General features: G+C 58.6%; 21 protein-coding genes and 1 tRNA gene. 4 read left to right on the top strand and 18 right to left on the bottom strand.

Annotation, left to right across the window (positions count from 1 at the left end; genetic code table 11):
- Positions 1 to 17 precede the first annotated feature (17 nt).
- Positions 18 to 911, top strand: coding sequence for a lysophospholipid acyltransferase family protein (locus tag GQF02_RS00445; RefSeq protein WP_160794128.1), 894 nt, complete (start codon positions 18 to 20; stop codon positions 909 to 911).
- Positions 908 to 1,780 carry a lipid A biosynthesis lauroyl acyltransferase gene (locus tag GQF02_RS00440; RefSeq protein ID WP_160794126.1) on the top strand — a complete coding sequence of 291 codons (873 nt, stop codon included), beginning with the start codon at positions 908 to 910 and terminating at the stop codon, positions 1,778 to 1,780. Before GQF02_RS00445 ends, GQF02_RS00440 begins: the two co-directional genes overlap by 4 nt.
- Before the next feature lie 178 nt (positions 1,781 to 1,958).
- On the opposite strand, the gene GQF02_RS00435 is transcribed toward GQF02_RS00440, so the two are convergent.
- From GQF02_RS00435 to tpiA, 18 genes are all read right to left on the bottom strand, one after another.
- Positions 1,959 to 2,255, bottom strand: a complete 297-nt coding sequence (locus GQF02_RS00435) for a DUF2818 family protein (protein WP_160794124.1) — start codon at positions 2,253 to 2,255, stop codon at positions 1,959 to 1,961.
- Positions 2,256 to 2,335: 80 nt separating this feature from the next.
- Positions 2,336 to 3,820 carry an NADH-quinone oxidoreductase subunit NuoN gene (gene nuoN / locus GQF02_RS00430; protein ID WP_160794122.1) on the bottom strand — a complete coding sequence of 495 codons (1,485 nt, stop codon included), beginning with the start codon at positions 3,818 to 3,820 and terminating at the stop codon, positions 2,336 to 2,338.
- 18 nt (positions 3,821 to 3,838) lie between these two features.
- Positions 3,839 to 5,335 carry an NADH-quinone oxidoreductase subunit M gene (locus tag GQF02_RS00425; protein WP_124734718.1) on the bottom strand — a complete coding sequence of 499 codons (1,497 nt, stop codon included), beginning with the start codon at positions 5,333 to 5,335 and terminating at the stop codon, positions 3,839 to 3,841.
- 39 nt (positions 5,336 to 5,374) lie between these two features.
- Positions 5,375 to 7,420 (bottom strand): NADH-quinone oxidoreductase subunit L, encoded by a 2,046-nt coding sequence (gene nuoL, locus GQF02_RS00420; RefSeq protein WP_160794120.1) that lies wholly within the window; start codon positions 7,418 to 7,420, stop codon positions 5,375 to 5,377.
- A gap of 29 nt (positions 7,421 to 7,449) precedes the next feature.
- Positions 7,450 to 7,755, bottom strand: a complete 306-nt coding sequence (nuoK, locus tag GQF02_RS00415) for an NADH-quinone oxidoreductase subunit NuoK (protein WP_124734716.1) — start codon at positions 7,753 to 7,755, stop codon at positions 7,450 to 7,452.
- A gap of 22 nt (positions 7,756 to 7,777) precedes the next feature.
- Positions 7,778 to 8,416, bottom strand: coding sequence for an NADH-quinone oxidoreductase subunit J (locus GQF02_RS00410; protein ID WP_124734715.1), 639 nt, complete (start codon positions 8,414 to 8,416; stop codon positions 7,778 to 7,780).
- Positions 8,417 to 8,425: 9 nt separating this feature from the next.
- Positions 8,426 to 8,905 (bottom strand): NADH-quinone oxidoreductase subunit NuoI, encoded by a 480-nt coding sequence (gene nuoI, locus GQF02_RS00405; RefSeq protein WP_124734714.1) that lies wholly within the window; start codon positions 8,903 to 8,905, stop codon positions 8,426 to 8,428.
- Between the two features lie 22 nt (positions 8,906 to 8,927).
- The gene (nuoH, locus tag GQF02_RS00400; protein WP_124734713.1) at positions 8,928 to 9,974 is read right to left on the bottom strand and encodes an NADH-quinone oxidoreductase subunit NuoH; all 1,047 of its coding nucleotides are present in this window, start codon (positions 9,972 to 9,974) and stop codon (positions 8,928 to 8,930) included.
- Positions 9,975 to 9,977: 3 nt separating this feature from the next.
- Complete coding sequence (gene nuoG, locus GQF02_RS00395) at positions 9,978 to 12,305, bottom strand: NADH-quinone oxidoreductase subunit NuoG (protein WP_160794118.1); 2,328 nt, start codon at positions 12,303 to 12,305, stop codon at positions 9,978 to 9,980.
- A gap of 3 nt (positions 12,306 to 12,308) precedes the next feature.
- On the bottom strand, positions 12,309 to 13,604 hold the full coding sequence (gene nuoF, locus GQF02_RS00390) for an NADH-quinone oxidoreductase subunit NuoF (protein WP_124734711.1): 1,296 nt from the start codon (positions 13,602 to 13,604) through the stop codon (positions 12,309 to 12,311).
- Complete coding sequence (gene nuoE, locus GQF02_RS00385) at positions 13,604 to 14,104, bottom strand: NADH-quinone oxidoreductase subunit NuoE (RefSeq protein WP_124734710.1); 501 nt, start codon at positions 14,102 to 14,104, stop codon at positions 13,604 to 13,606. Before nuoE ends, nuoF begins: the two co-directional genes overlap by 1 nt.
- Positions 14,104 to 15,357 carry an NADH-quinone oxidoreductase subunit D gene (locus tag GQF02_RS00380; RefSeq protein WP_124734709.1) on the bottom strand — a complete coding sequence of 418 codons (1,254 nt, stop codon included), beginning with the start codon at positions 15,355 to 15,357 and terminating at the stop codon, positions 14,104 to 14,106. The genes nuoE and GQF02_RS00380 overlap by 1 nt, the downstream gene beginning before the upstream one ends.
- On the bottom strand, positions 15,350 to 15,943 hold the full coding sequence (locus GQF02_RS00375) for an NADH-quinone oxidoreductase subunit C (RefSeq protein WP_124734708.1): 594 nt from the start codon (positions 15,941 to 15,943) through the stop codon (positions 15,350 to 15,352). Before GQF02_RS00375 ends, GQF02_RS00380 begins: the two co-directional genes overlap by 8 nt.
- Before the next feature lie 10 nt (positions 15,944 to 15,953).
- Complete coding sequence (locus GQF02_RS00370) at positions 15,954 to 16,430, bottom strand: NuoB/complex I 20 kDa subunit family protein (RefSeq protein WP_124734707.1); 477 nt, start codon at positions 16,428 to 16,430, stop codon at positions 15,954 to 15,956.
- The gene (locus tag GQF02_RS00365; RefSeq protein WP_124734706.1) at positions 16,421 to 16,777 is read right to left on the bottom strand and encodes an NADH-quinone oxidoreductase subunit A; all 357 of its coding nucleotides are present in this window, start codon (positions 16,775 to 16,777) and stop codon (positions 16,421 to 16,423) included. The genes GQF02_RS00370 and GQF02_RS00365 overlap by 10 nt, the downstream gene beginning before the upstream one ends.
- A 96-nt stretch (positions 16,778 to 16,873) precedes the next feature.
- Positions 16,874 to 16,959, bottom strand: a tRNA-Leu gene (locus GQF02_RS00360).
- 17 nt (positions 16,960 to 16,976) lie between these two features.
- Positions 16,977 to 17,327, bottom strand: a complete 351-nt coding sequence (gene secG / locus GQF02_RS00355; RefSeq protein WP_124734705.1) for a preprotein translocase subunit SecG — start codon at positions 17,325 to 17,327, stop codon at positions 16,977 to 16,979.
- Between the two features lie 5 nt (positions 17,328 to 17,332).
- On the bottom strand, positions 17,333 to 18,073 hold the full coding sequence (gene tpiA, locus GQF02_RS00350; protein WP_124734704.1) for a triose-phosphate isomerase: 741 nt from the start codon (positions 18,071 to 18,073) through the stop codon (positions 17,333 to 17,335).
- Between the two features lie 162 nt (positions 18,074 to 18,235).
- Between tpiA and pstS the strand changes: the two genes are divergently transcribed.
- Positions 18,236 to 19,273 carry a phosphate ABC transporter substrate-binding protein PstS gene (gene pstS / locus GQF02_RS00345; RefSeq protein WP_160794116.1) on the top strand — a complete coding sequence of 346 codons (1,038 nt, stop codon included), beginning with the start codon at positions 18,236 to 18,238 and terminating at the stop codon, positions 19,271 to 19,273.
- Between the two features lie 84 nt (positions 19,274 to 19,357).
- Positions 19,358 to 20,320: a phosphate ABC transporter permease subunit PstC gene (gene pstC / locus GQF02_RS00340; RefSeq protein WP_160794114.1), complete on the top strand. Its 963-nt coding sequence runs from the start codon at positions 19,358 to 19,360 to the stop codon at positions 20,318 to 20,320.
- Positions 20,321 to 20,359: the final 39 nt, after the last annotated feature.

Here is a 20,359-nt window from a genome sequence, read left to right as displayed (position 1 = left end):
CGAACGCTAGGACTGCCATGTCCCGACTCGCTCAAATCCTGCTCGCCGCCCTTGCCCGTCTGCCGCTACGCTGGCTACAGGCACTCGGGGCGTTACTGGGCCGGATTGTCTACCAAACCTCCCCGCAATATGCTGCGAGGATCGAAGAAAACCTGAAAAAAAGTGGAGTTTGCGCCAATTATCAGGTTTATCAAGAATATGTCAAAAAAAGTGTTTCCGAAACGGGGAAAGGCACGCTGGAACTGGCCATTGCCTGGACACGCGATTCTGCTGAAATCTGCGCGCTGATCAAGTCCTGCGACGGCTGGGAGCATGTGGAAGCCGCATTGGCTGCCGGCCACGGCATTATCTTTGTCACCCCGCATCTGGGTGCCTACGATATTGCCGGGCGCTACATCAGCTCGCGCCTGCCTTTTCCGCTGACCGCCATGTACCGTCCGCCCAAGCTTGCCTGGCTGGAGCCGGTGATGCAGGGCGGACGCATGCGCGACAATGCCAAAACCGCACCGGCAACCCCTGCCGGGGTGCGCCTGGTGATGAAGGCATTGAAAAACGGCGAAGCGACCATTATTTTGCCGGATCAGGTGCCCGGCAGCGGCGATGGTGTCTGGGCGCCCTTTTTCGGCCGCCCGGCCTATACCATGACACTGGTGCCGCGCCTGGCGCGGATGGCCAAAGTCACGACCCTGATGTTTTACGGCAAGCGTCTGCCCAAAGGACAAGGCTTTGCCGTGCATATCAGCCCGCTAGAAGAAGCATTTGACGGCGACAAGGCGGAAGATGCAGCACGGATGAATCGTGCCGTAGAAACCTTGATACGCCACTGCCCCACCCAGTATCTGTGGAGCTATAACCGTTACAAAACACCGGCCGGCGCCAGCGGGCCACACGCGGAAAACCCGACTCAATGAAGATTGCTTTTGCCCTGCTCTGGCTGATTCGCCTGTTGCCTGTTTGCCTGATTTCACGACTGGCACAGGGACTGGGTGCAGTTACCTATCTTTTGGCCGGCGAGCGCCGCCGCATAGGCCTCACCAATTTGCGCCTGTGTTTTCCCGCCATGAAACAGGCCGAGCGCGTGCGCATCCTGCGCCGCCATTTCGGCCATATGCTGCAACTGATGCTGGAATACGGCATTTGCTGGTGGAGCAGTCCGGCACGCATCAGGCAACTGGTTGAACTCAAGGATCTGCATCACCTGACCGACCTCAGGGATGCCGGCGAAGACGTGATCCTGTTCTACCCGCACTTTGTCGGCTTCGAACTGGCCGCATTAAGGCTGAATCTGGAAGTCCCGCTGGTCAGCGTCTACTCGCACCAGAAGAACAAGGCGATGGATGCAAAGATGTACGCCGGGCGCAACCGCTTCGACAACGCCTTTATCATGTCACGCCAGGAGAGCCTGCGCGCCATTATCAAGGCCATGCGCAAGCAACACGCCCCCTTCCTCTACCTGCCTGATCAGGACTTCGGCCGGCGCGACTCCATCTTTGTGCCCTTTTTCGGCGTACAGACCGCCACCGTGCCGGGCCTGTCGCGGATTGCAGGGCTTGCCAAGGCGAAGATCGTGCCGGCGATTCCTGTGCGCACCCAGCATGGCGTCACGCTGACCTTTTATCCTGCCTGGGACAACTTTCCCAGCGACGATATTGAGGCCGACACCCGGCGCATGAACGAATTTCTCGAACAGCGCATACTCGAAGCGCCCGAACAGTATTTCTGGCTGCACAAGCGCTTCAAAACCCGCCCCGAGGGCGAGGCATCGTTCTACCAACGCTGAGAATCGCCCGCTGCGCGCTCGCCTACGGTGGCTGTCCTGTGGGAGCCCGCCAAGCGGGCGATTGATACCCCTCGCCTGCTGACGGGGGGGCTGGGTGAAGGTGGTGCGGCACGCCCTCATCCGGCGCTACGCGCCACCTTCTCCCGTACGCGGGAGAAGGAAAAGTGAATAAATAACTTTATCGGCGTGTGCCGCGCCAGAAGTAGCAGGCGACAAAGCCGGGGAAGGCGAATACCGCAAACAGGGCCAGCGTGGTGACGTAAAACTGCCAGTTCTGTGCATGCACCGGCATCTGCTGCGCCTCCAAAAGCCGCGCCAGCAGGCCGACCAGCAGATACAAGACCAGAAACTCCAGAAACTGCCAGCCGAAGTGTTTGCGCTTGACGGCAAAGACACCGGCGACGCGCGGCAGAATAAACGGCAGGTTGGCCGCAACCAGGGCGAGCAATAGCAGGACGATGACGCTGGATTCCATTTTATTTCCTGTCACTTCAATAAAAACGGGCGTGTTGCGCAGCTTCGCAACACGCCCGTCCGGTTTTTAAGACGTTGCTTTTACAGAACGGCCAGTGATTGACGCATGGCTTCGATACAAAGTTCAATCAAACCCTGCGGCAACACCCCCAGCACCAGCAAGGCCAGCGCATTCACCGACAGCAAAACCTTCATTTCGCCGCGTACCACAATCGGTGCATCGCTCTGTTTGTCGTCAAAGTACATATTTTTCACGACGCGCAGATAGTAGAAGGCACCAACCAGCGACATCATCACCGCGAACACCGCCAGATAGAGCGCGCTCACCATGCCGAAGCCCATATTGACGGCCCCCAGATCGACAACCGACTTGATCACGGCAAACTTGGCATAGAAGCCGGCCAGTGGCGGAATGCCCGCCATGGAGAACATCACCAGCAGCATCAGGAAGGCATACCAGCTATTGCGCTGGTTCAGGCCTTTCAGGTCTTCCAGCTTCTCGCATTCAAAACCGGCATGCGACAGCGCCAGCAATACACCGAAGCCGGCCAGCGTGGTCAGGACATAGACCATGGCGTAGAACATGGCCGAGGCGTAGCCCTGCTCGTTGGCTGCCAGCAAGCCCAGCAGCAAAAAGCCCATGTGCGAGATGGTCGAGTAGGCCAGCATGCGCTTGATATTGGTTTGCGCAATGGCGGCAACGTTACCGATCATCATCGACAGCGCGGCGATCAGCACCAGCATGCCCTGCCAGTCACCCGACAGCTCGCCCATGCCCTGCACCAGGATGCGGATAATGAACACGAAAGCCGCCAGCTTGGGTGCAGCACCCAGCATCAGCGTCACGGCAGTGGGCGAGCCCTGATAGACGTCAGGCACCCACATATGGAACGGTACGGCACCCAGTTTGAACGCCAGGCCAGCCACCAGGAACACCAGACCGAACACCAAGAGCACCGCATTGCTGTGGCCGGAGGCAATCGCCGCCGCGATTTCGCTGATCGCCAGCGAGCCGGTAGCACCGTACACCATGGACATGCCGTACAGCAGCATGCCCGAAGCCAGCGCGCCCAGCACAAAGTACTTCATCGCCGCTTCCGTGCCGGCAGCCGAGTCACGGCGCAGCGCGATCAGCGCATACAGTGCCAGCGACAGCAGTTCCAGACCGATATACAGCGTCAGGAAGTGCGAAGACGACACCATGACGTTCATGCCCAGCAGCGCGAACAGCGACAGGGTGTAGTACTCGCCGCGGAACATGCCGCGATCGGCCACATACTGGCGGGTATACACCAGCACCGCTGCCGTCACGCCATACATCGCGACCTTGATGATGTCGGCCATCGGGTCATCGACAAACATGCCGGAGAAGGTGGTGGTAGCAAACGGCTCGAAAGTCGCCAGCTGCAGCGCCGCACAAGCCGCCAGCGTCAGCAGCGACAAGCCATAGGTAACATCGCGCTTTTCATCAGGGATGAAAAGATCGAGTACGAGGATGAACGACAGCGCCGCGAGCAGGAAGATCTCGGGCAATGCCGGCATCAGATTAAGATCAGCCCAATTCATTACGTTTTCCTTGTGGCCTTACAGCTTGCTTTGCGCAACATGCGCGATCAGGTCATTCACCGACAGATGCATCTTGTCGACGAAGGCTTGCGGGTACAGGCCCATGCCCAGCACGGTCAGCGCCAGCACCGCCAGCACCAGGAACTCGCGCTTGTTCACGTCCTTGAGCTCTTCCACATGGTGGTTGCCCACCTCGCCGAAGATCACGCGCTTGACCATCCACAGCGTGTACGCCGCACCGAAGATCAGCGTCAGCGCGGCCAGTGCCGCCACCCAGAAGTTCACCTGCACCGCACCCATGATCACCATGAATTCACCGACAAAGCCCGAAGTCGCCGGCAGGCCGGAGTTGGCCATGGCGAACAGCACCATAAAGGCGGCGAAGATCGGCATCTTGTTGGCGACACCACCGTAGTCGGCGATATTGCGGCTGTGTACGCGGTCGTACATTACGCCGATGCAGAAGAACATCGCGGCGGAAACAAAGCCGTGGCTGACCATCTGTACGATGGCGCCTTCAACCGCCCACACATTCAGCTCGTTGCCGGCAAACAGGAAGAAGCCCAGCGTGACAAAACCCATATGCGAGATCGACGAGTACGCCACCAGTTTCTTCATATCGGTCTGCACCAGTGCGACCAGGCCGATATACACCACCGCCACCAGCGACAGGCCGACGATGATGGGCGCCAGTTCACGCGAGGCATCCGGCAGGATGGGCAGGGCGAATCGCAGGAAGCCGTAGGCACCGATCTTCAGCGTGATCGCCGCCAGCACCATGGAGCCGCCGGTTGGCGCCTCGACGTGCGCATCCGGCAGCCAGGTATGCACCGGCCACATTGGCACCTTCACCGCGAACGACATGAAGAAGGCGATAAACAGCAGAATCTGCACATTCAGCGGGATGGCCATCAGATCCTGGAAGGCCAGGATGGAGAAGGTCTTGCCGGCAGCGAAATACAGGTAGATGAAAGCCACCAGCATCAGGAGCGAACCCAGCAGCGTGTACAGGAAGAACTTGATCGACGCATACACGCGGCGCGGGCCACCCCAGACACCGATGATCAGATACATCGGGATCAGCATCGCCTCGAAGAACACGTAAAACAGGATCGCGTCCAGCGCGGCGAAAGCACCGTTGATCAGGCCGGACATGATCAAAAAGGCGGCCATATACTGCGCCACGCGTTTCTGGATCACTTCCCAGCCAGCCAGCACCACCATCAGGGTGATGAAGCTGTTGAGCACGATAAACAGCATCGAGATGCCGTCCACGCCCAGGTGGTAGTTGATATTGAGCGCCGCAATCCACGGACGCATCTCTTCGAACTGCATGCCCGCATTGAGCACGTCAAAATTCAGGAACAGCGGCAGTGACACCAGGAAACCCAGCGCCGCGCCCGCCAGCGCCAGCCAGCGGGCGAGAACAGCACGCTGATCCCCCCCGGTAGCCAGTACCAGCAAGCCGGCGGCGATAGGCACCCAGATCACCAGACTTAACAGATTAGATAACATAGTCAAAACCTATTTGTTATTTCAATCCCGATACCGCGCTCAACCGAAGATGAGCTGCGAGAACCAGATGGTGATCAGGGCCAGTACACCGACAATCATGGTGGTGGCGTAGCTGTAGATAAAACCGGTCTGCAGGCGGCGTACCACACGCGAGAACGAACCCACCAGCTTGGCCGAACCATTGACGATCAGGCCGTCGATCAGGAGCATGTCGCAGATCTTCCAGAAGAAGGTCCCCAAAGCACGGCTGCCCTTGGCAAACACGGCAAAGTAGATCTCGTCCAGGTAGTACTTGTTTTCCAGCAGGGTATTCACCGGAGCGAAAGTCTTCTTGATGGCAGCCGGAATCTGTGGCGCCTTCATATAGAACACCCAGGCAGTGACCACACCAGCCAGCGCCAGCCAGAACGGCAGCGTCACAAAGGCGTGCATGCCCATTTCAAAAGCGTGCTCGGCATGCGGCATCACGGCAGCCAGACCCGGATGTGCGGCCAGATTGGTGAAGATCACGCCATTGAAAAAGTCGCCGCCAACCAGCGGACCCACCGCAAAGTAACCGATGATCACCGAAGGAATCGCCAGCAGCACCAGCGGCAGGGTCACCACCCATGGGCTTTCGTGCGGCTTGTCGTTCGGACCCAGACCGTGGTGATGGTCATGATCCGGCTCTTCGTCGGCATGGTCACCATGATGGCTGGCCGGGTGCGCCGCATCCATCCAGCGCTCCTTGCCGTGGAACACCAGGAAATACATGCGGAAGCTGTAGAACGCCGTGACGAATACGCCTGCCAGCACCGCAAAGGTCGCAAAGCCGGAAGCCGCCAGATTGCTGTGCTCGACTGCCAGGATGATGGAATCCTTGGAGTAGAAGCCGGAGAAGAACGGGGTACCGATCAGCGCCAGCGAACCCAGCAAGCTGGTGATCCAGGTGATAGGCATGTATTTGCGCAGGCCGCCCATCTTGCGCATGTCCTGTTCGTGGTGCATGCCGATAATGACCGAACCGGCGGCAAGGAACAGCAGCGCCTTGAAGAAGGCATGGGTCATCACATGGAACATGGCCACCGAGTAGGCCGAAGCGCCCAGCGCCACGGTCATGTAACCCAGCTGCGACAGCGTGGAGTAAGCCACCACGCGCTTGATGTCGTTCTGCACGATTCCCAAAAAGCCCATGAACAGCGCAGTGATCGAACCGGTGATCATCACGAAGTTCAGCGCGGTGTCCGACAGCTCGAACATCGGGCTCATGCGCGACACCATAAAGATACCGGCCGTCACCATGGTCGCCGCGTGGATCAGCGCCGAAATCGGGGTCGGGCCTTCCATCGAGTCCGGCAGCCAGACATGCAGCGGGAACTGCGCCGACTTACCCATCGCGCCGACAAACAGCAAGATGCAGGTGACGGTCATCAACGACCAATCAACACCCGGGATGATCTGGATGGTCTGGTCTTTCACCTGCGGCAAGGCGGCAAACACGTCGGCGTAGTTGAGCGAGCCGCCGAAATGCGCCAGCACCAGGCCGATACCCAAGAGGAAACCGAAGTCACCCACGCGGTTGACCAGGAATGCCTTGAGGTTGGCGTAAGTCGCCGTCGGGCGCTTGAACCAGAAACCGATCAGCAGGTAGGACACCAGGCCCACCGCTTCCCAGCCGAAGAACAGCTGCACGAAGTTGTTACTCATCACCAGCATCAGCATGGAGAAGGTAAACAAGGAGATGTAGCTGAAGAAACGCTGGTAGCCCGGATCTTCGGACATATAGCCGATGGTGTAGATATGCACCATCAGCGATACCGAAGTCACCACCACCAGCATCAGCGCGGTCAGGCTGTCGACCAGGAAGCCGACGGAGAACTCCATGCCGCCGACAGTCAGCCAGGTGTAAACCGTTTCGTTAAAGACTGCTCCACCGTTAAGAAAACCGTAGAGCACCTTGAGCGAGAGGACGGCCGAAACCGCCACACCCGCGATGGTCACGACGTGTGCGGCGCGGCGTCCTATCGCCCAGCCAAACAAGCCTGCAATGATGGCCCCCGCCAGCGGCGAGAGGGCAATCAGCAGGTATAAGCTCTTCATATCCATTTTCTGGCTTCTCGTTTGTTGGTATCTGCTTAGCCTTTGAGGCTATCCAGGTCTTCAATATTGATGGTGCTCTGGTTGCGGAACAGCACCACCAGAATGGCAAGACCGATAGCAGACTCGGCTGCGGCCACCGTCAGGATGAAGAACACGAAGATCTGCCCCGCCGTATCGGAGAGGTAGTGCGAAAAGGCGATGAAGTTGAAATTCACGGCCAGCAGCATCAGCTCGATTGCCATCAAAAGAACGATCACGTTCTTGCGGTTGAGGAAAATCCCCATCACGCTGATGGAAAACAGCACGGCAGCCAGCACGAGAAAGTGTGTCAGAGTCAGCACTTTGCTTTCCTTTCTTGCGGGCTCAAGCCTGCGGCTCGTTGGTTTCGTTAATCACCGGCTCGTCGCGTACGGCGGCCATTTTTACAATGCTCAGGCGGTCAGCAGCCTTCACCTCGACCTGCATGGCAGGGTCGACATACTTGCCGTCCTTGCGCTCGCGCTGGGTCAGCGCAATCGCGGCCACAATCGCCAGCAGCAACAGCACGGCAGCCAGTTCAAACGGCATCAGATAGGTGGTGTAGATCTGCAGGCCCAGCACCTTGACGTTGCTGGCATCGGCCGCCAGCGGTGCGGCCGCTTCATAGCCGGCCAGATGCGCTTGCGGGCTGGCCAGAATCAGCACCATCTCGGCCACCATAATCAGCCCCACGGTCGCAGCCAGCGGGAAATGCTGCCAGAAACCGGCACGCATCTTCTCGATATTGATGTCCAGCATCATCACCACGAACAGGAACAAGACCATCACCGCGCCGACGTAAACCAGCACCAGCGCGATGGCCAGAAACTCGGCCTGCAGCAGCAACCAGTGACCGGACGAGGTAAAGAAAGCCAGCACCAGCCACAGTGCGGCATGCACCGGGTTCTTGGCGGTCACGACCTTGAAGGCCGAGAACAGCAGGATCGCCGAGAGTACGTAAAAAACTATCAATGGAAAGCTCATGTTCCCCCCTTAGCGATACTTGGCGTCGGCGGCCTTGTTCTTGGCAATTTCGGCTTCGTACTTATCGCCTACTGCCAGCAACATCGGCTTGGTGTAATACAGGTCGCCGCGCTTCTCTCCGTGGTATTCGAAGATATGCGTCTCGACGATGGCGTCGACCGGGCACGCTTCTTCACAAAAACCGCAGAAGATGCACTTGGTCAGATCGATATCGTAACGGCTGGTGCGGCGGGTGCCGTCATCGCGCTGTTCCGACTCGATGGTGATCGCCATGGCCGGGCACACCGCCTCGCACAGCTTGCACGCGATGCAGCGCTCTTCGCCATTGGCGTAGCGGCGCTGGGCGTGCAGGCCGCGAAAACGCGGCGACATCGGCGTTTTCTCTTCCGGGAACTGCACGGTGATCTTGCGCGCAAAGAAATAGCGCAGCGTCACCGACAGGCCCTTGAGCAGCTCCAGCAGGAAGAAGGTCTTGAAAAATTTATTCATATTGTTTCTCCGGTCCCCGACCTTATTGCCACAAGGACAGCGGGCTCATCATCCACGCACCGACCACGACCACCCATACCAGCGTCACCGGAATGAAGACTTTCCAGCCCAGGCGCATGATCTGGTCGTAGCGGTAGCGCGGGAAGGTCGCGCGGAACCACAAGAAGCAGAACAGCACCAGACTGATCTTCAGCGCAAGCCAGATAAAGCCGGATGCACCCAGCAAGCCCCACGACGCAGGGAACGGCGACAGCCAGCCACCCAGGAACATCAGCGAAGTCAGCGCTGCAATCAGGATCATGTTGGCGTATTCGGCCAGGAAGAACACCGCGAAGGCCATGCCCGAGTACTCGACATGGAAGCCGGCCACGATTTCCGATTCACCTTCGGCCACGTCAAACGGTGCACGGTTGGTTTCCGCGACACCGGCAATCAGGTAGACGATGAACATCGGAAACAGCGGAATCAAATTCCACGACAAAATGGAACCGCCGCCCATGCCCCGCCCTTGCTGGTTGACGATCTCGACCAGGTTGAGGCTGCCCGACACCATCAGTACCGTTACCAAGGCAAAGCCCATGGCGATCTCGTAGGACACGATCTGTGCCGCCGAGCGCATGGCGCCAAGGAAGGAGTACTTGGAGTTGGCCGCCCAGCCGGCGATGATCACGCCGTACACACCCATCGACGTCACCGCCATGATGTACAGCAGCGAGGCATCGATATTGGCCAGCACCAGCGTGTCGGTAAACGGCACCACTGCCCACGCAGCCAGAGCCGGCGCGATCGACAGGATGGGGCCGATAATGAACAGCGCCTTGTTCGACTTGGCCGGCAGGATGATCTCTTTCAGCAAGAGCTTCACGCCGTCGGCAATCGGTTGCAGCAGGCCATAAGGACCGACCCGGTTAGGGCCGATACGCAGCTGCATATAACCGATCACCTTGCGCTCGGCCAGCGTGAGATACGCAACAGCCAGCATCATCGGCGCCACAATGGCAACGATTTTGAGCAGGGTCCAGACCACCAGCCCGGCTTGCTCACCCAGCAATCCTTGAATGAATTCCATGGCTTACCCCCGCTCGATTTCAATGGTGTCGAACATGCCGCCCAGCATCGCTGTTTCGGCACGCGCCACCGCCAGACGAACCACACCGGCCGGCAAGCTTGCATCCAGATGCGCAGGCACACGCAGCGTCGCGCCGCCCTGCTTCACCAGCGCAAGCTCGCCCTCGGCCAGACCTGCTGCGGCAAACACATCAGCAGCGATGCGTGCAACCGGCGCAGCGGCCAGTGCGGTCGCCTGCAAGGCAGGCGCATGGCGGCAGATGGCATCGGTGCTGTAAACCGGCACTTCACCCACCCGCACCACCCCGGCCTTGGCGGCGGTGTTGGCTGCGATGCTGCTCAGGCTGTTGTTCAGACGCTGGGCGATATCGCCCTTGGCCAACAGTTCGCTACGGACTTCTTCGGCACTGTTAAAGCCGAAACCGTCCAGGCTCAGCATATTGCCCAGCACGCGCAGCACCTTCCACGCCGGACGCGCTTCGCCTTGCGGCTTGGTCACGCCGTTGAATGCCTGCAGACGGCCTTCCATATTGATGAAAGAGCCGGCCGTTTCGGAGAACGGTGCGATCGGCAGCAGCACGTCGGCGTAATCGAGCAAGCCTTCACTCTGGTAGGCCGTCAGTGCGATCACGGTCGCCGCCTGCTTCATGGCCGCCACGCTGGCTGCGCTGTTGTAGCCGTCGAACTCGGGCTCGGTGTTCAGCAGGACATAAGCCTTGCGTGGCGAGGCGATCATCTCGCCGGCGCTCATGCCGCCTTGCGCCCATGCGCCAACCAGTTCCGCACCCACGCTATTGGCCGCTTCGGACAAGACACCGAAACCGGCGCCGCTGATGCGGGCGATTTCCTGCGTCAGCGCCAGCAGCTCGCTGTAAGCCGGGTGATGCTGGGCAACGGCGCCCAGCACGATGCGTGCGGTTTCGCCTGCGCACAGGCTGTCGGCGATGGCTTGCGCCTGAGCCGACACGTCCACCTGAGCCAGATCCAGCGTGCTGTCGCCACCCTTGATCGCCACCACTGCCTTGAGCACCTGCGCCACGGCATTGACCAGCGCCAGAGGCGAGGCAATCAGCTTGGCGTGGACGTTCATCAACAGCTCGTCGTCGGCGACATGGATGATATTGAGCGCCATGCCCTTCTTGCTGGCCTGGCGAATGCGCGAAGCCAGCAAAGGCTGCTCGCTGCGCAAGCTCGAACCGATCACCAGCACCGACTTGGCCGCAGCCAGTTCGACGATGGAGGAACCCAGCCACTCGGCGCCCTGCTTGGCCGCATCGGCACGGAAATCGCTGCGCGCGCTGCGGTAGTCGATATTGTTGATGCCGAAAGCACGCGCCAGCTTCTGCGCCAGATACAGCTCTTCGGTGGTCGAGTGCGGGCTGGTCAGGAAGCCGATGGCGTCCTTGCCATGATCGGCCGATACGCCGTTCAGACCCTTGACCACATAGGCCAGTGCGGTTTCCCAGTCGGTATCGTGCCAGCGCCCGTCAAACTTGATCTTCGGGGTCTTCAGGCGCGCATCGCTGTTCAGGCCCTGATAGGAGAAGCGGTCGCGGTCGGCGAGCCAGCACTCGTTGATCTCTTCGTTTTCCAGCGGCAGCACGCGCATCACTTCATTGTGCTTGACCTGGACAATCAGGTTGGCACCCAGACCATCATGCGGGCTGACCGACTTGCGACGCGACAGCTCCCAGGCACGGGTGCTGTAGCGGTAAGGCTTGGAAGTCAGCGCGCCCACCGGGCACAGATCGATCACGTTGCCGGAGATTTCCGAATTCACCGTCTTGCCAAGGAAAGGCAGGATCTCGGAGAACTCGCCGCGATGGGCCATGCCGATTTCCTGGAAGCCGCCGATTTCCTCGGTGAAGCGTACGCAGCGCGTGCAGTGGATGCAGCGGCTCATTTCTTCGGCCGAGACCAGCGGACCCATATCCTTGCCCGGCACGGCGCGCTTTTCTTCCTGATAGCGCGAAGCACCGTTGCCATAACCCACCGCGATGTCCTGCAACTGGCATTCGCCGCCCTGGTCGCAGATCGGGCAATCCAGCGGGTGGTTGATCAGCAGGAACTCCATCACCCCGGCCTGGGCTTTTTTCGCCAGATCGGAGTGGGTATGGATCTTCATGCCGTCCGTCACTGGCGTAGCGCAAGCCGGCAGCGGCTTGGGCGCCTTTTCCACCTCGACCAGACACATGCGGCAGTTGGCCGCGATGGACAGTTTCTTGTGGTAGCAGAAGTGCGGAATATACGTCCCGATCGAATGGGCAGCTTCCATTACGGTGCTGCCTTGCGGGGCCGTCAGTTTTTTACCGTCGATTTCGATTTCAAGCATCGCTCAACACCATTTGTGATCCACCAGCGGCTTACCGTGTTCGATCAGGTACTCGAACTCATGACGGAAGTGCTTGGTGAAGCTGCGGACCGGGAAAACGGCGGCATCGGCCAGCGCACAGATGGTGCGGCCAGCCATATTGTTGCCGACGGAATCCAGCAATTCGAGATCTCCCGGACGGCCTTCGCCGTTCAGGATGCGATGGATGATGCGGTACAGCCAGCCGGTGCCTTCGCGGCACGGCGTGCACTGTCCGCACGATTCCTCGTGATAGAAGTAGGCCAGACGCTCCAGCGCACGCACCATGCACACGTCTTCGTTCATCACGATAACGGCGCCCGAACCCAGCATGGAGCCGGCCTTGGAAATACTGTCGTAATCCATGGTCACGCCCAGCATGATCTCGGCCGGCAGTACCGGTGCGGACGAGCCGCCCGGAATCACCGCCTTGAGCTTTTTGCCGTCACGCATGCCGCCGGCCATTTCCAGCAGCTCGGTAAACGGGGTGCCCAGCGGCACTTCGTAGTTGCCCGGACGGTTCACATGGCCGGACACCGAGAACAGCTTGGTGCCGCCGTTGTTCGGCTTGCCCGCTTCCAGAAACTTCTGCGCGCCGTCCTTGATAATGAACGGCACCGAAGCGAAGGATTCGGTGTTGTTGATGGTGGTCGGTTTGCCATACAGGCCATACGACGCAGGGAACGGCGGCTTGAAGCGCGGCTGGCCTTTTTTGCCTTCCAGCGACTCCAGCAAGGCCGTTTCTTCGCCGCAGATATAGGCGCCATAACCATGCGCCGCATACAGCTCGAAATTGAAACCGGTACCGAGAATATTCTGCCCCAGCAAGCCGGCGGCACGCGCTTCATCCAGTGCGGCTTCGAACTGCTCGTAGGCTTCGAAGATTTCGCCGTGGATGTAGTTGTAACCGGCGCGGGTGCCCATGGCGTAACCGGCGATGATCATGCCTTCGATCAGCGCATGCGGGTTGTAGCGCAGGATATCTCTATCCTTGAACGTACCCGGCTCGCCCTCGTCGGTATTGCACACCACGTATTTGTCGCCAGGGAAGCTGCGCGGCATGAAGCTCCACTTCAGGCCGGTAGGAAAGCCCGCACCACCACGCCCGCGCAAGCCGGAGTTTTTCACTTCGGCAATCACCTCGTCCTGCGGCATCTGCGCCGCAAGGATTTTACGCAGGGCAACATAGCCGCCACGCGCCTCGTAGGCGGCCAGACGCCAGGCATTTTCGTCCTGGGTGTCCACGCCTTCGAAAATCACACCACTTTTGAAGATCGCCATTATTCGAGCTCCGCCAGTTTCTGGTCTATCGCTGCCGGCGACATATGGCTGCACATCTTGTGGTTGTTCACCAGCAAGACCGGTGCATCACCGCATGCGCCCATGCACTCCCCTTCCAGCAGGGTGTACTTGCCGTCGGCCGTGGTTTCGCCGATGGCGATGCCCAGCTTTTCCGACAGGTATTTGGCGGCAGACACACCACCGGACAGTGCGCACGGCAAATTGGTGCAGACGGTGATCTTGTACTTGCCCACCGGCTTCATGTCGTACATGTTGTAGAAAGTGGCTACTTCGTACGCGGCAACCGGAGCAATCTCCAGATAATTCGCCACATACTCGATCACCTCGGGCGTCAGACAGCGCGCCTCCGGCGTCTGGCCCTGTTCGCGACGTTCGGTCAGCGCGATCCTCAGCGCGGCCATTACCGCCGACCGCTTCTGGTCGGCAGGGTACTTGGCAACCTCGCGGTCAATACTTGCAAGCGATTCTGCGGACAACATCAGCGGTCAATCTCCCCAAACACGATATCCTGCGTACCGATGATCGCGACCACGTCGGCAATCATGTGACCGCGTGCCATTTCGTCCAGGCCCGCGATATGCGCGTAACCTGGGGCACGGATTTTCAGGCGGTACGGCTTGTTGGCACCGTCGGACACCATATAGATACCGAACTCGCCTTTCGGGTGTTCGGTACCGACATAGACTTCGCCCTCGGGTACATGCATGCCTTCGGTAAAGAGCTTGAAGTGGTGGATCAGCTCTTCCATATTGGTTTTCATGCCTTCGCGCGATGGCGGCGCCACCTTGTGGTTCTCGGTAATCACCGGACCCGGATTGGCTTTCAGCCACTTTACGCACTGGGCAATGATGCGGTTGGACTGGCGGAACTCTTCCATCCGCACCAGATAACGGTCGTAACAGTCACCGGTCTTGCCGACAGGAATGTCGAAATCCATCTCGGCATACACGTCGTAAGGCTGAGTCTTGCGCAAGTCCCACGCCACGCCGGAGCCGCGCAGCATCGGGCCGGTAAAGCCCAGCTGCAAAGCGCGCTCGGGGCTGACCACGCCGATACCGACGGTACGCTGCTTCCAGATGCGGTTATCGGTAAGCAGGGTTTCATACTCGTCGATGCAGGCCGGGAAGCGGCGGGTGAAGTCCTCGATAAAATCGAGCATCGTGCCCTGACGGTTTTCGTTCAGGCGCGCGACTTCACGGGCATTCTTGATCTTGGAGGCGGTGTACTGCGGCATGGTGTCCGGCAGATCGCGATACACACCGCCCGGGCGGAAGTAGGCCGCGTGCAGACGCGCACCGGACACCGCCTCGTACAGGTCCATCAGATCCTCGCGCTCGCGGAACGCGTACAGGAACATAGTCATCGCGCCGATGTCGATCGAGTGCGCACCGATCCACAACAAGTGGTTCAGAATGCGGGTAATCTCGGCAAACATCACGCGGATATACTGCGCGCGCAGCGGCACGTCGACCCCGGTCAGCTTCTCGATAGCCAGGCAATAGGCGTGCTCGTTGCACATCATCGACACATAATCCAGACGGTCCATATAAGGCAACGACTGGAGATAGGTCTTGGATTCGGCCAGCTTCTCGGTGCCGCGATGCAGCAGACCGATATGCGGGTCGGCACGCTGCACCACCTCGCCATCCAGCTCCAGCACCAGGCGCAATACGCCGTGTGCAGCCGGGTGCTGCGGGCCGAAGTTCAGCGTGTAATTGCGGATATCAGCCACCGTAGTTCTCCTCGCGAATAATGCGCGGGGTGATCTCGCGCGGTTCGATGCTGACCGGCTGGTAGATCACGCGCTGCTGGCTTGCGTCGTAACGCATTTCCACAAAACCAGAAACCGGGAAATCCTTGCGGAACGGATGACCGACAAAGCCGTAATCTGTCAGGATGCGGCGCAAATCCGGGTGCTGGTCGAACATCAGCCCGAACAGGTCGAATGCTTCGCGCTCGTACCAGTTCAGGCAGCTCCAGACACCGGTCAAGGTAGGCAGGACAGGAAAGTCGTCATCCTCGGCAAAACAACGCAAACGGATGCGCTGGTTGTGCTTGAGCGACAACAACTGATACACGGCGGCAAAGCGCGGGCCGTCCCAGGGACTATCCCGGTACGTGCTGTAATCCATGCCGCACATGTCTATGCATTGTTCAAACGAAAGCTCGGCCGAATCGCGCAACTTTGTCGCGACTTCGACCAAGCAATCAGACTTGCATACGACAGTTAGCTCGTCCAACGCAATTGTGCTATGCACAATATGTGGCGCGAGCAGACTCTCGACGCTCGATTTGAGCGCTTCCATTTTGGAGGCCATGGCTTCTCCCTCAGCGGGCGATAGTATTGGTGCGTTTGATCTTGTTCTGCAGCTGAATGATGCCGTACAGCAAGGCTTCAGCCGTTGGCGGGCAGCCCGGCACGTAGACATCGACAGGCACGATGCGGTCACAGCCGCGCACCACAGAATACGAGTAATGGTAATACCCGCCTCCGTTGGCACACGAACCCATGGAAATCACCCAGCGCGGTTCAGCCATCTGGTCGTAGACCTTCCTGAGGGCCGGAGCCATCTTGTTGCACAAGGTACCGGCAACAATCATCAGGTCGGACTGACGCGGACTGGGGCGGAATACGATGCCGAAGCGATCCAGATCGTAACGCGCCGCACCGGCATGCATCATTTCCACCGCACAGCAGGCCAGACCGAAAGTCATCGGCCACATGGAACCCGTGCGCGTCCAGTTGATCAGGGTGTCAGCCGTAGTGGTGACAAAACCCTTCTCGAGAATCCCTTCTATTCCCATTCCAGCGCCCCTTTTTTCCATTCATAGATAAAGCCGATCGTCAGAATGGCCAGGAAAACCAGCATGGCGCCAAAACCGAACATGCCGATTTCCTTGAGCACGACAGCCCAAGGGAACAGGAAAGCGATTTCGAGATCGAACAAGATAAAGAGAATTGCAACGAGGTAGTAACGCACATCAAAACGCATGCGCGTGTCTTCGAAGGCTTCGAAGCCACACTCGTATGGTGACAGTTTCTCAGGGTCGGGCCGATTGGGGGAGACGAGCTTACCAAGAACGATAGGCCCGACACCGACCATAAGGCCGACAATGACAAACAGCAAGATAGGGAAGTAATTCTGCAGCATTTTCCCGAACACCCCTAAAAAAGAAAGGCAAGCCTTTCTATCGCTCCAAAAAAAAACAGGTCACCGGAATCCCGGTGACCTGTTTTTTAGATATTGTGGTGCCGACAGTGAGACTCGAACTCACACAGCCTATGGCCACTACCCCCTCAAGATAGCGTGTCTACCAATTTCACCATGTCGGCACTGAACAAACCTTGGTTTACTCCGGTACTACTGGACCGGTTTTATTATTATCAGCCGCACCGCTCGGGACTTGCGAGACAGGCTGTTCAACACTATGACCCATCACGCCCAAATCGCTCTGTCTCTCAGTGGACAGATAGGACAAGACCAGACAGGTAGAGAAGAATACAACAGCCGAAAAAGCCGTCGCTCTGCTCATAAAATTCGATGAACCCGATGCACCAAACAAACTTCCGGAAGAACCGCCACCACCGCCAAATGCCGCCCCCATATCTGCGCCCTTACCGTGCTGCATCAGCACAAGAACGATAATAGAGACTGCGGAAAGCAGGTTTACAATCCAGATCAGTGTTTTCAGGAGTTCCATTTTATCTACTTTTCAACGGTCTGGCAAATTAATTCAAACGTACTAGCATCCAGCGAAGCCCCACCAACAAGCGCACCATCAACACCAGGCACTGCCATGATGACCTCAGCGTTGTCTGCCTTGACGCTGCCGCCGTAGAGGACGCGAATATTATCAGTGCCCCCCAGCGTTTGCAATAGCCATTTTTTTATTTCCGCGTGGATTTCGCTAATTTGTTCAATATTCGCTACTTTTCCCGTACCTATCGCCCAAACCGGCTCATAAGCCACGACCAGTTCGCGCCCGGCAAAGCCGCGTAAAACTTCAAGCTGGGAAAAAATCACCGACAAATACTCACCCGCCTCGCGCTCGGCCAGCGTCTCGCCCACACAGAACACCGGCACCATGCCCGCATCCAGCGCAGCCTGCAGCTTATCAACCAGACATGCCCCGGCCTCGGCAAAATACTGGCGCCGCTCGGAGTGGCCGATCAAAACATAGCGGCACCCCAGATCGGCCAGCATGGAGGCAGAAACTTCACCGGTATATGCGCCGTCCGCGGCAAACCGGCTCACATCCTGGGCACAAACCTGAATGCCGGAGCCTTCACACAGCGCGGCAATCTGCGCGATATAAGCGGCGGGAGCAGCGATACCTGCGCCGCTGCGCGCAATAGCCGGCATGGCCAGCATGGCACGCAGCAGTTGTTCATTAGCGGCCAGCCGCCCGTTCATCTTCCAGTTACCGATTACCAGCTTGGCACCCATTTCCGACTCCAGTATTTCTTGCAAGTGCCGCATTATTCAGAGGGTCACGGGCGAGCGTCAACCCGCAAAGACGATTGATGACAGTGAATGTAATATTTCTGAAAAGAAAGCAGGCTAGGATGCGCCCATCGAAACTTTCTTGATGCACAAACCGGAGTCAGCATGAAACACACCGTACGCCTCGCTGCCACACTGACCCTGACGGGTGCCTTTATTGCCCCAGCCTTTGCCGCCGACATTACCGGCGCCGGCGCAACCTTCCCTTACCCCTTGTACGCCAAGTGGGCAGAGGCTTACAAAGCCAAGACCGGCAACCGCGTCAACTATCAGTCGATAGGCTCCGGCGGCGGCATCAAGCAAATCGAATCCAAAACCGTAGACTTTGGCGCATCCGACATGCCGCTCAAGCCGGAAGACCTGGCTAAAAAAGGTCTGGTACAGTTTCCGACCGTGATCGGTGGTGTCGTACCGGTCGTCAACCTGCCCGGCATCAAGCCAGGCCAGCTCAAGCTGACAGGCCCGGTACTGGCCGACATTTACATGGGAACTATCAGCAAGTGGAATGACCCGGTGATCGTCAAGCTCAACCCGGGCGTGGCACTGCCTGACCAGAAAATCACCCCGGTACGCCGCTCCGACGGTTCGGGCACGACCTTTGTCTTTACCGATTATCTGTCCAAGGTTTCTCCTGCCTGGAAATCCGCCATCGGCGCCAACACTTCGGTGGCATGGAAAGTCGGTGTAGGCGGCAAAGGTAACGAAGGCGTAGCCAACTACGTTAACCGTATCAAAGGATCGGTCGGCTATGTTGAATACGCCTACGCCAAGGTCAACAATATCCCACATGCCGCCGTACAAAATGCATCCGGCAGCTTTATCCAGCCGGACGACAAGAGCTTTGCCGCGGCAGCAGCTGGTGCAGACTGGAAAAACGCCCCCGGCTTTTACCTGATCCTGACCAATGCCCAGGGCAAGGAGAGCTGGCCGATCTCCAGCGCGACCTTTATCCTGATGCAGCAAAAGACCGACAAGGCCGAAGGCAGCAGCGAAGCGCTGAAGTTCTTCAACTGGGCCTATCAGGATGGCGGCAAGATGGCGCTGGATCTGGACTATGTGCCTCTGCCTGCCGTCGTACAAAACCAGGTGCGCAACTCGTGGAAACAGATTGCCGCCAGCAATGGCCAGGCGCTCTGGAAATAAGCCCGGCCACCACGGATCTGTGCGGCAGATGGCCGGGGAGTCTCTCCCCGGCTTTTTGCCTGACTAAGCCCGAGTAGATTGAGTATGGAAAAATATAAGAACACCTCGCACCTGAAACGCCAGATGCAGATAGATGCCCTGTTCCGCATCAGCACGCGCTTTTTCGCCTTCTTTGTGCTGGCGATGCTGCTGGGCATTCTGTTTTCACTGCTGGTCGGCTCGCTGCCGGCGCTCAAACACTTCGGCTGGGGGTTTTTGACCAGTACCGAGTGGGATCCCGTTGCCGAAAACTTTGGCGCGCTCGTGCCTATCTACGGCACCCTGATGACTTCCTTTATTGCCCTGCTGATCGGCGTGCCGGTCAGCTTCGGCATTGCACTATTTCTGACCGAACTGTCCCCGCCGTGGCTCAAGCGCCCGCTGGGCATCGCCGTCGAGCTTCTGGCCGGCATTCCATCCATTATCTACGGCATGTGGGGCCTGTTTGTTTTCGCCCCCTGGTTTGGCGACCATATCCAGCCGTGGATCATCGACAATATGGGCGAGTTGCCGCTGATCGGCTTCCTGTTTCAGGGCGCACCGATGGGCATCGGCATCTTCACCGCCGGCCTGATTCTGGCCATTATGGTAATTCCATTTATTGCATCGGTGATGCGCGACGTATTCGAAGTCGTGCCCCCCATGCTCAAGGAGTCGGCCTATGGTCTGGGCGCTACCACCTGGGAAGTGGTACGCAATGTCGTGCTGCCCTACACCAAAACCGGTGTAATCGGCGGCATTATGCTGGGACTGGGACGCGCACTGGGCGAAACCATGGCGGTGACTTTTGTGATCGGCAACTCCACCATCTTTGCTTCCGGCCTGTTTGATGCCGGCAACTCGATTGCGTCTTCACTGGCCAACGAATTTGCCGAAGCGACCAGCGAACTGCACTTGTCGGCGCTGATCTCGCTAGGCCTCATTCTGTTCTTCATTACTTTTGTCGTGCTCGCCTGCTCCAAGCTGCTATTGCTACAGCTCAAGAAGCAGGAAGGCCGCCACTCCTGATGAGCGCCCCCCGCATGGAACAATCATTGACCCGCACCG

It is taken from the genome of Craterilacuibacter sinensis (assembly GCF_009831765.1).
In the GTDB taxonomy this organism is placed as follows: Bacteria; Pseudomonadota; Gammaproteobacteria; order Burkholderiales; family Chromobacteriaceae; genus Craterilacuibacter; species Craterilacuibacter sinensis.
This window is presented reverse-complemented; position numbering and strand designations above follow the sequence as displayed.